The following is a 12664-nucleotide window of genomic DNA, read 5'->3' as shown; positions in this document are numbered from 1 at the left end:
GTTTTATTTTTTGTTGAAAGCAGAACAGAGAGCGAGAGAAAAGTGTTGAGGATTTGAGTTGAACCGGGACATGGGAGCGCGACAGAAATCTTTTTATTCAAATTAGATTTTTGTCCCTCTCCCATGTCGTTCTACCTTATAATCTGCCGCATACGTCATTATCTAGGATCTACCGCTCTATGTGTGTCTATAATGCGTTTAATCTTATTGATGACTGGGTCTAGGGAATCCGGATTGTCAAAAATATCATATTCGTTGATGTTAACACGGACTACAGGGCAAGCTTTAAAGTTATCAATCCAATCTTCATAACGTTGGTAAAGCTTCTTCCAGTATTCTGGGTCTGTATTTACCTCCATATCTCTACCACGTGTCTTGATACGCTCTATCACTTCTTCGTAATCACATTCGAGAAAGATAAGTACATCTGGTTGTGGGAAGTAAGGCGTCATGACCATTGCATCAAATAGCTCAGAGTAGGTTGAGAAATCAGCTTCACTCATCGTGCCTTGTTCTTGGTGCATTTTAGCGAAGATATCAACATCTTCATAAATCGAACGATCTTGAATAAAGCCACCACCATATTCAAACATGCGTTTCTGTTCTTTAAAACGTTCTGCTAAGAAGTATATTTGAAGGTGAAAGCTCCACCGTTCAAAGTCATTGTAAAATAGATCTAAATAAGGGTTGTTATCGACGTTTTCAATAGACGTACGGAAATTTAAGCGTTGAGCTAGAGCTTTTGTTAACGTAGATTTGCCGACCCCTACTGTTCCTGCTATCGTGATGACAGCATCTTGCGGTATTCCATAGTTAGTCATGGAACTCGCCTCCAATCATCGGTTCAATTTGATTGAGTATGTATTGATAATCTTTTTTGTTATTTACAAAATCAAGATGGCTTGTATTGATATACAACGTTTTAACATCTTGTGCTTGTAGAGAGCGATAGAAAGACGCGTAATCATCTTGTAACTGTAAGAGATAATTATCCTCTATTTGATGTTCAAAGCTACGATTTCTTTTAGCGATACGGGTCTTTAATACGCGTAAATCAGCATCTAAGAACACTACTATATTTGGCATGATAAGGTCTTCTGTCAATATGTCGTAAATGCGCTTAAATTTATTGAATTCAGTAGTGGTTAAGGTATTATGAGCAAATATTTTATTTTTAAAAATATGGTAATCACTTACTACACCTTTATTAGACTGAGCTAGGTCTTGAACTTGCTTATAACGATTACATAAGAAGAACATTTCAGTTTGGAAACTCCACTTGGAAATGTCGTCATAAAAATCAGAAAGAAATGGATTATTCTCAACGACTTCTCTTTCCTCTTCAAAGTCAAGTGTCTTACTGAGTTGGTGTGCAAGTGATGTTTTGCCTACGCCAATAGGGCCTTCAATAGCTATAAAAGTTTTTTTCATCTTTATCGCTCCAATGATAAAATAGACAGTAGCTATTTTATCATATCAGAGGTGAGTCAGACACATGACAAGTGATGAATATTATATGAACGTTGCCCTTGAGGAAGCAAATAAAGCTTCGCGTATAGGTGAAGTGCCTATAGGAGCAGTGATCGTTAATAATGAGAGTATTATTGCTAGAGCGCATAATTTAAGAGAGACATTACAACAACCCACCGCACATGCTGAACATCTTGCTATTGAAAAAGCAGCTGAGGCTCTAGGAAGTTGGAGGTTGGAGAATTGTACTTTATACGTTACCCTTGAACCTTGTGTCATGTGCGCGGGTGCGATTGTCATGAGCAGAATTCCTCGTGTCGTCTATGGCGCAACTGATCCTAAAGGTGGGTGCGTGGGGAGTCTAATGAATTTGGTTCAAGAATCTCGTTTTAACCATCGCTGTGAGTTGACTCAAGGTATCTTGGCAGCGGAGTGCGGGGCGATGCTGAGAACTTTCTTCCGTAATTTAAGACAACAGCGAAAATCATCCGAACAGACGATGATACAGAACGATTAATATTTGATAGAATGGGATTATGTTACTAAATTGTGACAATAATAGTTATGAGAACAACTGCTCGTGTTACTATAAAGAGAGAGGAACGACTTAAGATAATGATTAAATTGATAGCTTCTGACATGGATGGCACATTACTTAATGCATCGCATGAAATATCTGATAAGAATATCGAAGCAATAAAGTATGCACAGTCCCAAGGGATAACTGTTGTGATAGCTACGGGAAGAGCTTTTTATGAAGCGAGTGCGCCGGTAGAGGATGCAAAGCTTGCTGTTCCTTATATATGTTTAAACGGTGCAGAAGTCCGAGATGAAACATTTAATATAATGAGCACCTCTCACCTCAATCACGAACTCATACAACGTATCAAGAACGAACTCAATAAAGAGGGCGTATATTTCCAAGTTTATACTAATCGAGGAATTTACACAGAGGATCCTGAACATGATGTCGAAATATATGTAGATATCGCTGAACGCGCAGGGCAGAAAGCTGATGTTGAGAAGATACGTGCAGCTATTCAGAAACGTCTCGATAATGGAACGCTTAAAGTGGTTAGTGATTATAATGCTATCGAAAGTATCCCGGGTGAGATCATTATGAAAATATTAGCTTACGATAGTGATTTGGAGAAGATCGATCGTGTAAGTGAGCGATTAGCAGAATCGACTCATCTTGCTATTTCGTCCTCTTCAAGAGGTAATATTGAAATTACTCATAGTGATGCTCAAAAAGGTATTGCTTTACATAGAATTGCAGAGCAATTAAATATTGATATGGAAGAAGTCATGGCTATCGGTGACAACCTAAATGATGTATCAATGTTAGAACGAGTCGGTTATCCGGTTGCAATGGAGAATGCGACTGATGAAGTGAAAGCAGTCGCTAAATACGAGACAACCTCAAATGAAGATGATGGGGTAGGCCATGCGATCATGAGATTAATAGAGGAGAGTAACAAATAAATATTCGAGGTGATAATAGATGAAAGGATTAATTATAGTAGGTAGTGCTAAAGTAGGTTCTCATACAGCAGCTTTAGCGCAATATTTAAAAGGTCAATTTGAAGAACATGAGTTGAATGTAGATATTTTCGATTTAGCTGAGCAACCTATCCATCAGCTCGATGTATCAGGTGCTTCAGAACCTACTGAAAGTTATAAAAATAATTTAAAAGAATTGCAAACTAAAGCGAGAGAAGCGGATTTCTTTGTCTTAGGTAGCCCAAATTATCACGGTTCATATTCTGGCATTTTGAAGAATGCTTTAGATCATTTAACGATGGACGATTTCAAGATGAAGCCTGTAGGTCTCGTAGGTAATAGTGGGGGTATTGTGAGCGCAGAACCTCTTTCTCATCTGAGACTAATTGTGCGTACTTTACTAGGTATTGCAGTACCGACGCAAATTGCTACACACGATTCAGATTACGGCAAGCTTGACGATGAGACTTATTATTTGGCAAATGAAGAGTTTCAACTACGTGCGCGTTTATTCGTCGATCAGATTGTGTCCTTTGCACAGAACAGTCCGTACGAACATTTAAAATAACTTAGGAATTCATAGTAAAACCTTAGTAGAAGTTGATATAAGCTTTGAGGTCGAGACAACAGCGTTTAGGATTTGGGCAGGGGGGAAACTAGGACATAAAGGAATTTGACTAGAGAGAAAGAGGCTGGGACATAAATCCCAGCCTTATCAACATCTCGGCAGTAGATGACTGATTTGAAAACGCGCTTGTATCAAGCTTTTTTTAATTCTAGTCATCTTTGCCGGGGCGGGACTACGAAATCTTTTTATTCAAGTTAGATTTCTGTCCCGCTCCCGAATCGCGAGCGTTTCTGTCGACAGTCCTGCTTTTGTGAGGCCGTTCATCGGTTTCAGAGAGCATAGAAACTTTATGTCTCCCCTCAGGTAGTGAATCATGAGAAAGGGGTCACTTGTTTCTCATGCCCATAGTATATCGCACTATCTACTAAGGTTAATTTTCTATTTTATGCATCAGTATCAATAATAGAACTAACGATTTGATGATAGTCTTCAAGCGTTACAGCAATCTTATTTAAATCGATGTCATATAAGTAAATTCTACGTTCATCTTTCTTATCACGTTGTTTTTTGAAATATTCATTTTTAATTAAATTATTCAATTGAGCTGAAATTGGCGCATTCCCATTAAATAAACGCTTCTTTAAGTCGATAACATCTACTTGATTTTGACCTATTTCCTTTAATTTTTCTAAAATGATGATCTCAATTAAAGATAACTCTAAGCATTGTTTGATTTTCTTCTTGATGATATTTCGCTTTTCTTCATAAGCAATAATATTCATTTTATTCACCCCAAATATAATTGAAATTTGTCTAATCAGTTTCCCAGTTCGTATTTTCTATGTTTCTAAAAATAAATTAAGGACTAATGATTTGATATAATGTCATTAATGAGACTGTAACACCATGCACAAAGATAAAATGATAGATGTAAGAATTTTCTAAAGAATTAAACAATAAGTTAGGTAGTATATTTATATACGATCGTTATTATGATTATTTAATTAGAGATAAGTATTGAATAATATGAGTTTATACTTTCTACTGAACTGTTTCAGAGCCAAATATATAGCGCTGTGCACGTAAAATAACACTACTTGATTAAAGTGAAGCTATGAGCATTGAGTATAATAAAAGGCTTGATACTAAAATCATGGATAGCGATAATAACTTCCGCATACTATGTTGATTTAGAAGATGAAACCTTACTTCCCGTGTGAGCTTGAAGTGCTAAAAAGTACAAGTGTTTACTATCCTTATTTTTTCTAAAATTATTCTATTCAGTTTCAAGTTGTACATTCTTCTATGTGATATTTAATTAAGTCTACTTAAAAAATATAATGACAGTATAATAGTAATTGTACTATGAATTAAATCATTTTGATACGCAGTTTTTTTACACTATATAACATAAAATTTAATAACTTGACTTTATTAGAAAAGAAAAGGTCTAAAATTTTACTAAAACATTTAAAATTTTACTCTAAATTAGAATAGCTATTTGAAGTATGGAAATATAAATGAGATAAATATAAAAAGATAAGAAAAATTGGTTTCTCAAAAAGGGTCTACAACAATTGTGCTGTGTGGTAGTTTTATTTCTGGTTAGAAGGTGTTTAATTAAGTTGCGCGTTAAAATACTCGCCAATATAATTTCTTACATATTTAAATAATAAAAGGTTGCACCACGATGAGTTTTAACTTTATCAAGTTTATTTAAGTATTATTCCAACTCGATCATTTACATAGCGCGATAAATCATATTTGATATTAAAAAGTAAGTTATAGTAGATTATAGAACAATCTTTATACCTATGGCGGCTCGATAATTTAGTGCTCAGTTGTGTAGTTAAAATACAATAGTGACTAATTACGAGGCTGGGACATAAAGGTCTTTGACTAGAGAGAAAAAGAGCCTGGGACATAATGTAATGTCCCAGACCCTTTTAGCATCTTGGCAGTAGATGACTGATTTGAAAATGCGATTGTATCAAGCTTTTTTCAATTCTAGTCATCCTTGCCGGGGCGGGACTACGAAATCTTTTTAGTCAAATTAGATTTCTGTCCCGCTCCCTTACTTCTTATTCTATACTTCGTATTGAACGGCTTCGCTTTTTATAGGGCCTCCCCAACTTGCTGTGCTTGTGGAAACTGGTTTACCAGTTTCTCTTTGTTGGGGCCCCGCCAACTTGCTGTGCTTGTGGAAACTGGTTTACCAGTTTCTCTTTGTTGGGGCTCCGCCAACTCGCATTGATTGTAGAAACTGATGTCCCAGTTTCTCTTTGTTGGGGTCCCGATGGGCAACCGACGAACCACGTCCCAAAAGCAGGATTGTCGACAGAAATGCTCATGAGTCGACAAAATTTGGAACACAATTTTATCGACTCGTTCGGTTCTGCTCAAATTCTAAACGCTTTTGTCTTTACCTCTTTGGGGAGCACAACATTATAAAAGATCATCTTAACGCTATTTCTTAGTTATGTCTGAGTCTCTTTCACTCTGACAAACAGCGCTCATTTGCTAGCTTAGCGAAATTTAATACTCCGTACGTTATGGTATATTGAAGGAATTTATCTATTATTAGTACTCAACCTTTTCTACTTATCATTCTTGAAAAGTGAAGTAATCCAAGATTATTTATGCTTTTCACAGTTTGATTTTAATACTATTCATAGATGTGTTGATAGCAAGGGGTTGTGATAAATGTAGATTTCACTATTCCCTACATAAGATTTTCAAACGCTTCAATTTAGTGATGACAAATTAAGATTTACGATGTGTTAACTTGGCATAAGCATCATGTTGATGGATCGATTCTTCATTACGGCACTCGATATCAAATCCTTCTAACCAATCTAATTCGACTAAGTCAGCAGCGATTAACCGAATTAAATCCTCAACAAAACGAGGGTTTTCGTAGGCATGTTCAGTCACACGCTTTTCATCAGGTCGTTTCAATATAGGGTATAGAATAGAGCTCGCATTTGCCTCCATAGCATCTAAAATAATGGATTTATAATCATTCTTAAGCGTTGCCTCTTTATCAATATAGGCTTTAACAGTGACTATACCACGCTGGTTGTGCGCTGAATACTCACTGATTTCTTTCGAACAAGGGCACAGCGTTGTCACTGCAGCTTCAAGTGTTAGCTCCTTCCGTGTAACGCGTTCGCTTTGAATAGCTAAACCGTATGTCACATTTGCATTGCCTACCGCTTTCATATTAGTTATAGGACTATAACGATCAAAGAACCATTTACCAGAAACATCAACACCTGCTGAGGATTGCTTCATGTGTTCTTGTAGACTACGTAAGACCTGATACAAAGCATCGAAATCTAGTTCAATTCCGTGATTATAGTGTTTTTCTACACTCTCAAGAATACGGCTCATATTAATTCCTTTTTCGTCTTGATTTAAGCTTGTAGAGAAGCTGAATAGCCCAGCTGTTTGAAAACGATCAATGTTAACTGGATAAACTAAATTTTTAATTCCTACTTCTTCTATCTCGAAAAGAAAATCCTTATTTGTACTTTGTAAGTCTGTCATCTCTTCTTTTGTTGTAGGTTTCGTCCCTTGAACTGGATCCACTGAGCCGAAGTGTTTCCAGCGTCCCTCTCTAGTAGATAAATCAAATTCACTCATGTTATAGCCTCCACTTTAAGATTCAAAGTTATAAATCCAATAAGGTTCAACTTCTAAAAAGCTTTGTGCTTGCCCGCTCACATCAGGAGTAGCGAGTTGCTCTAAGAATGATCCTGTTTGCGAAGCGTGGGCTTCAAATGCGCGAAGTTTCACCTCTTTATAATCACTGATCTCATTGAGAATGTCGGGGTCGCCTAACTTTTCAGGTGCATCATTACTAAATGCGACGAGCTGAAGTCGCGGTCGCTCGCTTTCGGGCATTTGGCCTACAGTTCTTACTACGGCTTCAGCTGTAGCTTCGTGATCCGGATGAACTGCAAATTTGGGATAGAATGAAATAATGACGGAAGGATGTAGTTCATCTATAAATGATTTGACCATTGCATCCATTTCGTCATGAGGTTCGAATTCAACTGTTTTGTCACGCATGCCCATTTTACGTAAATCGGTAATTCCGATGGCTTGAGCTGCTTCTTCTAGTTCCCGCTCGCGAATCGTGGGTAATGATTCACGTGTAGCGAAAGGAGGATTACCTAAGTTACGAGCCATTTGACCTGTAGTGAGACAGACATAAGTAACAGGCACACCTTGATCGATATAACGTGCGATCGTTCCCGCGGATGAGAACGTTTCATCATCTGGATGAGGAAAGATGACGAGTACGTGATTTTCTTTAGACATAATATCCCTCCTTTAAGCCTTAAAAGGTTTCTTACTAATTTCTAATGTAGCTGCAAGCTGTCCCTCATAATTAAATCCAGCTATTAAAAACTCATTATCTTCATTGACCTCATAATGCGTTAGACCTTGGACGTACACCCAACCGTTTTCTTTGAGTTTCAGACCGACTCGGAAAGGATCTTTTTCGCCACCTTTGAGTTGTGCATGCTCGTATGTAAGCTGTATGTTTCGTAAAAATGCACCTGCGTTAAACACACGTTGGTCGAAATGGTTAGCATAGGCACCATTTGTCGTTTCGACGTGTAAATATACAGGTGTATTAGCATAGGATGATAATAATGATTGAACTTCTGTAGCATTTATAGGTTTCAACGATTCTTCCTCCAATCGGTAATCGGTCAAATTCATTATCTATATATTTTACTAGAAATAGAGTGAGAAATGTATATCTATGCTCAAGAAATTTCTAAACTAAGTGTATTACACTAACTACTATTGTGTGCTATCTTTAGATAAGACTAATTAGTAATTATTATATTTATTGTTATCATAGCATTTATAGATAGTTTCAATATTTTGAAGTGTTTAGTTTTATAGTGCAAGGGTACTAAGGATATGAGAATAAAATATAGACTCTCGCCAAGTGATTATTTTAAAGAATAGATAGGCAGTAAGATAAGAAAGGATGTTAAGGTTGGAACTACAATTAGCAATTGATTTATTAAATAAAGAGGAAGCAGCAGAATTAGCTAATAAAGTAAAAGATTATGTGGACATAGTGGAAATTGGTACGCCAATCGTTATTAATGAAGGTCTACCTTCCGTTCAACACATGGCTGACAACATCGATGGTGTTAAAGTCTTAGCTGATCTTAAAATTATGGATGCAGCTGATTATGAAGTAAGCCAAGCAGTTAAATATGGTGCAGATGTTGTTACCATTCTCGGCGTGGCTGAAGATGCTTCTATTAAAGCAGCAGTGGAAGAAGCGCATAAAAATGGTAAAGAATTGCTCGTTGATATGATTGCGGTTCAAGATTTAGAGAAACGCGCACAAGAGTTAGATGAATTAGGTGCAGATTATATAGCTGTTCACACTGGTTACGATCTACAAGCTCAAGGTGTTTCTCCTTTAGATAGCTTACGCAAAGTTAAAAATGTTATTAAAAACTCTAAAATAGCTATTGCGGGAGGTATCAAACCTGAAACAATCGAAGAAGTAGCATCAGAATCTCCAGACTTAGTTATCGTAGGTGGCGGTATTGCGAATGCTGATAATCCTGTAGAAGCAGCTAAACAATGTAAAGCTGCGATTGAAGGTAAGTAAGATGGCTGAACTAACTAATTACCGTTTAATACTAGACGAGTTGGAAGGTACTTTATCTCATGTTGAAGCTAAGCAAGCTGAAGCATTCATCCAACAGCTAATTGATGCTAAACACATCTTCGTGGCAGGTAAAGGGCGTTCAGGATTTGTAGCTAACAGCTTTGCGATGCGGTTAAATCAATTAGATAAGGCTGCACATGTGATTGGCGAATCTACCACACCTTCCATCCGTGAGAAAGATGTGTTTATAGTTATCTCAGGGTCTGGGTCAACAGAACATTTGAGGCTTCTAGCTGATAAAGCGAGCGGAGAAGGTGCAGAAGTGGTGCTTATAAGTACGAAACCTGATTCACCAATCGGCAAAAGCGCGAGTACGGTAATAGAACTTCCAGCAGGCACTAAACACGATACAGAAGGTTCTCGCCAACCGTTAGGGAGCTTATTTGAACAAGCTTCACAAATCTTCCTAGACAGCTTAGTCTTAGATTTAATGCAGAAATTAAATGTTAGTGAAACGACCATGCAGGCGAATCATGCTAATTTAGAATAGATGAAATTACGACCAATGCAGGAGCTATGCAGCTTAACTGCATTGGTCTTTCTTTTAGTAGAGGAGGAGTTCATCTTCTCTGTGATGATAAGAACTGACTCAGTTCTCCCCTAATGGTATTTTTAACAGGTTGATACATAAGGTTCTTGTACTCTGTGAACCCCATTACGGCGTACTAAAAGCAGGGTTGTCGACAGAAACGCGCACGGTTCGGGAGCGGGACAGAAATCTAATTTGAATAAAAAGATTTCGTAGTCCCGCCCTGGTAAAGATGATGAAAGGGTCTGGGACATTAAATTATGTCCCAGACCCTTTTTCTCTCTAGTCAAAGACCGTTATGTCCCAGCCTCATGTCCCGGTTCTGTGCCCCTCCATCCTCAACCCTTTTGTCCCGATCTCGAGTTACTCACTACTGCCCCACTTTGAAAGTTAGGGGACAGCCTCTACGATTTAAGAGTAAATGTCTAACTTAGGTCGTATATCAAAGTGAAAGAAAAAAGCACCGATGTTAGACGGTGTTTCGAGACAATCTCTAAACATAGAAAGGGGACAAACTTAGTCTAACATCAGTGCATACATAGGGTTATAGGGATGGTAGTATTAATTTTAATTCACTAAAAAGGGGACAAATAGGAATCGCATTAACACTTAGCTATCATATATTCTGTTAGTTATTAGGGAGCAATGCTATGTTCTTCTGTGTTCATGTGTTTATAAACTCGGTTTGAGGTGTTGAAGAAACGACTATTTCAATCACTCGCCATTTGATCTACATCACTTTCAAGTAGAGAGAGTAATTTATATGTGTCATTGGAAGTGAACGATTCATCACACTTTACGGTGATTGATTTGAAAGTTTTAGTAATGATTTCGTAGATTGGCTTGCCATTTTCAACAATCTTATTGTAGATAATCATGTTGATTAGAACCTCCTTTTTCTCTCTACACTTAATACTGTATAATATCTTCTTCTATTTAACATGAGTCTATAGTATCAAATGTATTTACATCTTTCGTCTGAGATTGATGGACATCTTTATTACGGAGGTTGATAGAGGTAGAGTGAGAAGATTTAATTGGTGAGTGGATAATAGATATAGAGAAGGGGAGGTTGAGACATAAAGTTTCTGTGCTCTGGGAAACCAATGAACGATGTCCCAAAAGCAGGAGTCTCGACCTCCCTCTCATGATAACTCGTATTTCAATATACGATTCAGTAACGCATACAAGTTCAGTTATCTACTGTTTATTTAGCTAAAAGTCTTCCTAGTTATAACCATTCTTAATTTGTGATCGATTATATTTTTAGTTAAACATTCGTTTTAGATGGATTGATTAAAGTAATTCAACTAAAACTATGCTTATCATTACTTCATATTAATAAGTAGAAATAAACTTATATTTCTTCGACAGCAACTTCTATATGTTCAACTCGATTATATGCACCATGATCTACAGGCCCTACGAATTCATTCATCTTCCAACCGTTTTTGATTGCTGATGCCACAAATGCTTTAGCAGCTATCACTGCTTCTTTAGGACTCTTACCATTGGCTAAATAAGCCGTAGTAGCTGCGGCAAAAGTACAGCCTGCTCCGTGATTATAACTCTGTTGGAACATATCTGTTTTCAGTTGATAGAAGCGGTCGCCATCATAATAAAGGTCATAAGAGTACTCTTGATCGAGTGCTTTACCCCCTTTAATCACCACATGTTTCGCGCCCTTGTCATAAATAACTTCAGCTGCTTTCTTCATCTCTTCAATTGATTTAAGTGTTCCTAAGCCGGAAAGCTGGCCTGCTTCGAATAAGTTAGGTGTTACTATCGTCGCTTTAGGAAGAAGGTGATCGATCATGGCATCTGTATTGCCAGGGTTTAACACCTCATTTTCACCTTTACAAACCATTACTGGATCTACAACGAAATACTTTGCTTTAGATTGCTCAAAAGCTTCGCCAGCGCGTTTAATAATTTCTTGAGTACCTAACATTCCTGTCTTAATAGCATCAGGTCCAATAAAAATGGCTGTTTCCAATTGTTTCTCAAACACTTTAAAAGATAGAGGAGTCACATCGTGAGACCACGTCTTGTTATCCATAGTAACGATAGATGTTAACGCCACCATGCCATAAGTATTTAATTCTTGGAATGTCTTTAAATCAGCTTGCATTCCTGCGCCTGCGCTAGTGTCTGAACCAGCGATAGTTAAAGTCTTTTTAAGTGTCATCTCTTTCACTCCTATTAGCTTTTAGTTTTATTTTACCACGTTCTAAAGGTGCTCAACATCAATGAGAGGCCTAAAGTTCTGTAAAGTAGGAGAGGAGACTGTCGTTTAACAGGGTTTGGGCCATAAAGCTCTTGTGCTCTGGGAAACCGATAAACGGCGTCTCAAAAGCAGGAGTGTTGACAGAACCGAGCACGACTCGAGAGCGGGACAGAAATCTAATTTGACTAAAAAAGAATTCGTAGTCCCGCCCCGGCAAGGATGACTAGAATTGAAAAAAGCTTGATACAAGCGTATTTTCAAATCAGTCATCTACTGCCAAGATGCTGAAAGAAGCTGAGACATTACATTATGTCCCAGCCTCTTTCTCTCTAGTCAAATTCCTTTATGTCCCAGTTTCTCCTTGTTGGGGCCCACCCCAACTTGCTGTGCTTGTGGGAGCGGGACAGAAATCTAATTTGAATAAAAAGGTTTCGTAGTCCCGCCCCGGCAAGGATGACTAGAATTGAAAAAAGATTGATATAAGCGCGTTTTCAAATCAGTCATCTACTGCCAAGATGCTGAAAGAAGCTGAGACATTACATTATGTCCCAGCCTCTTTTCCTACGATTAGTCAAGCGCTTCTACAATAAAATAAGCATACTTAACTCAACCGTTTAAATTTTATTTTTTTAAATAAGGTGTTAAACTATATTT

At 37.5% G+C, this 12664-nt stretch carries 14 protein-coding genes; 5 read left to right on the top strand and 9 right to left on the bottom strand.

Going from position 1 to position 12664, the window contains the following annotated elements:
* Nucleotides 1-158 precede the first annotated feature (158 nt).
* Both N9R04_RS08275 and N9R04_RS08270 read right to left on the bottom strand, forming a co-directional pair.
* Complete coding sequence (locus N9R04_RS08275) at nucleotides 159-821, bottom strand: deoxynucleoside kinase (RefSeq protein WP_262856286.1); 663 nt, start codon at nucleotides 819-821, stop codon at nucleotides 159-161.
* Nucleotides 814-1431 (bottom strand): deoxynucleoside kinase, encoded by a 618-nt coding sequence (locus N9R04_RS08270; protein ID WP_262856285.1) that lies wholly within the window; start codon nucleotides 1429-1431, stop codon nucleotides 814-816. The genes N9R04_RS08275 and N9R04_RS08270 overlap by 8 nt, the downstream gene beginning before the upstream one ends.
* 64 nt (nucleotides 1432-1495) lie before the next feature.
* Here N9R04_RS08270 and tadA point away from each other — a divergent pair, with 64 nt between their 5' ends.
* The 3 genes from tadA to N9R04_RS08255 all read left to right on the top strand — a co-directional run bounded on the left by tadA (nucleotide 1496) and on the right by N9R04_RS08255 (nucleotide 3541).
* The gene (gene tadA / locus N9R04_RS08265) at nucleotides 1496-1987 is read left to right on the top strand and encodes a tRNA adenosine(34) deaminase TadA (RefSeq protein ID WP_262856284.1); all 492 of its coding nucleotides are present in this window, start codon (nucleotides 1496-1498) and stop codon (nucleotides 1985-1987) included.
* Nucleotides 1988-2085: 98 nt separating this feature from the next.
* Complete coding sequence (locus tag N9R04_RS08260; protein WP_262856382.1) at nucleotides 2086-2955, top strand: Cof-type HAD-IIB family hydrolase; 870 nt, start codon at nucleotides 2086-2088, stop codon at nucleotides 2953-2955.
* 19 nt (nucleotides 2956-2974) lie between these two features.
* The gene (locus N9R04_RS08255) at nucleotides 2975-3541 is read left to right on the top strand and encodes an NADPH-dependent FMN reductase (RefSeq protein ID WP_262856283.1); all 567 of its coding nucleotides are present in this window, start codon (nucleotides 2975-2977) and stop codon (nucleotides 3539-3541) included.
* Between the two features lie 443 nt (nucleotides 3542-3984).
* Here the strand turns inward: N9R04_RS08255 and N9R04_RS08250 are convergent, their stop codons facing one another.
* From N9R04_RS08250 to N9R04_RS08230, 5 genes are all read right to left on the bottom strand, one after another.
* The gene (locus tag N9R04_RS08250) at nucleotides 3985-4323 is read right to left on the bottom strand and encodes a transcriptional regulator, SarA/Rot family (protein ID WP_262856282.1); all 339 of its coding nucleotides are present in this window, start codon (nucleotides 4321-4323) and stop codon (nucleotides 3985-3987) included.
* Nucleotides 4324-5697: 1374 nt separating this feature from the next.
* The gene (locus N9R04_RS08245) at nucleotides 5698-5892 is read right to left on the bottom strand and encodes a hypothetical protein (protein ID WP_262856281.1); all 195 of its coding nucleotides are present in this window, start codon (nucleotides 5890-5892) and stop codon (nucleotides 5698-5700) included.
* Between the two features lie 412 nt (nucleotides 5893-6304).
* Entirely contained in the window at nucleotides 6305-7186 is an 882-nt protein-coding gene (gene folE2, locus N9R04_RS08240) for a GTP cyclohydrolase FolE2 (RefSeq protein ID WP_262856280.1), read from the bottom strand.
* 15 nt (nucleotides 7187-7201) lie between these two features.
* Nucleotides 7202-7867 carry a bacillithiol biosynthesis deacetylase BshB2 gene (bshB2, locus tag N9R04_RS08235; RefSeq protein ID WP_262856279.1) on the bottom strand — a complete coding sequence of 222 codons (666 nt, stop codon included), beginning with the start codon at nucleotides 7865-7867 and terminating at the stop codon, nucleotides 7202-7204.
* A 12-nt stretch (nucleotides 7868-7879) separates the two neighbouring features.
* Entirely contained in the window at nucleotides 7880-8275 is a 396-nt protein-coding gene (locus tag N9R04_RS08230) for a YojF family protein (protein ID WP_262856278.1), read from the bottom strand.
* Nucleotides 8276-8561: 286 nt separating this feature from the next.
* Between N9R04_RS08230 and hxlA the strand changes: the two genes are divergently transcribed.
* Nucleotides 8562-9194 (top strand): 3-hexulose-6-phosphate synthase, encoded by a 633-nt coding sequence (gene hxlA, locus N9R04_RS08225; protein WP_262856277.1) that lies wholly within the window; start codon nucleotides 8562-8564, stop codon nucleotides 9192-9194.
* Nucleotide 9195: 1 nt separating this feature from the next.
* Nucleotides 9196-9744 (top strand): 6-phospho-3-hexuloisomerase, encoded by a 549-nt coding sequence (gene hxlB, locus N9R04_RS08220; protein ID WP_262856276.1) that lies wholly within the window; start codon nucleotides 9196-9198, stop codon nucleotides 9742-9744.
* A 749-nt stretch (nucleotides 9745-10493) separates the two neighbouring features.
* Here the strand turns inward: hxlB and vraX are convergent.
* Both vraX and thiD read right to left on the bottom strand, forming a co-directional pair.
* A complete protein-coding gene (gene vraX / locus N9R04_RS08215; protein WP_262856275.1) occupies nucleotides 10494-10661 on the bottom strand; it encodes a C1q-binding complement inhibitor VraX in 168 nt (55 codons plus the stop codon).
* Between the two features lie 479 nt (nucleotides 10662-11140).
* Entirely contained in the window at nucleotides 11141-11971 is an 831-nt protein-coding gene (thiD, locus tag N9R04_RS08210; RefSeq protein WP_262856274.1) for a bifunctional hydroxymethylpyrimidine kinase/phosphomethylpyrimidine kinase, read from the bottom strand.
* Nucleotides 11972-12664 lie beyond the last annotated feature (693 nt).

This window comes from Staphylococcus marylandisciuri (genome assembly GCF_025519785.1).
In the GTDB taxonomy this organism is placed as follows: Bacteria; Bacillota; Bacilli; order Staphylococcales; family Staphylococcaceae; genus Staphylococcus; species Staphylococcus marylandisciuri.
This window is presented reverse-complemented; position numbering and strand designations above follow the sequence as displayed.

Excerpts from the sequence above, each read along its gene's own strand:
- tadA (WP_262856284.1), top strand. The coding sequence starts at position 1,496 with ATGACAAGTGATGAATATTATATGAACGTTGCCCTTGAGGAAGCAAAT.
- hxlB (WP_262856276.1), top strand. The coding sequence starts at position 9,196 with ATGGCTGAACTAACTAATTACCGTTTAATACTAGACGAGTTGGAAGGT.
- thiD (WP_262856274.1), bottom strand. The coding sequence starts at position 11,971 with ATGACACTTAAAAAGACTTTAACTATCGCTGGTTCAGACACTAGCGCA.
- N9R04_RS08270 (WP_262856285.1), bottom strand. The coding sequence starts at position 1,431 with ATGAAAAAAACTTTTATAGCTATTGAAGGCCCTATTGGCGTAGGCAAA.
- N9R04_RS08260 (WP_262856382.1), top strand. The coding sequence starts at position 2,086 with ATGATTAAATTGATAGCTTCTGACATGGATGGCACATTACTTAATGCA.
- N9R04_RS08275 (WP_262856286.1), bottom strand. The coding sequence starts at position 821 with ATGACTAACTATGGAATACCGCAAGATGCTGTCATCACGATAGCAGGA.
- vraX (WP_262856275.1), bottom strand. The coding sequence starts at position 10,661 with ATGATTATCTACAATAAGATTGTTGAAAATGGCAAGCCAATCTACGAA.
- N9R04_RS08255 (WP_262856283.1), top strand. The coding sequence starts at position 2,975 with ATGAAAGGATTAATTATAGTAGGTAGTGCTAAAGTAGGTTCTCATACA.
- N9R04_RS08230 (WP_262856278.1), bottom strand. The coding sequence starts at position 8,275 with ATGAATTTGACCGATTACCGATTGGAGGAAGAATCGTTGAAACCTATA.
- N9R04_RS08250 (WP_262856282.1), bottom strand. The coding sequence starts at position 4,323 with ATGAATATTATTGCTTATGAAGAAAAGCGAAATATCATCAAGAAGAAA.
- folE2 (WP_262856280.1), bottom strand. The coding sequence starts at position 7,186 with ATGAGTGAATTTGATTTATCTACTAGAGAGGGACGCTGGAAACACTTC.
- bshB2 (WP_262856279.1), bottom strand. The coding sequence starts at position 7,867 with ATGTCTAAAGAAAATCACGTACTCGTCATCTTTCCTCATCCAGATGAT.
- N9R04_RS08245 (WP_262856281.1), bottom strand. The coding sequence starts at position 5,892 with ATGAGCATTTCTGTCGACAATCCTGCTTTTGGGACGTGGTTCGTCGGT.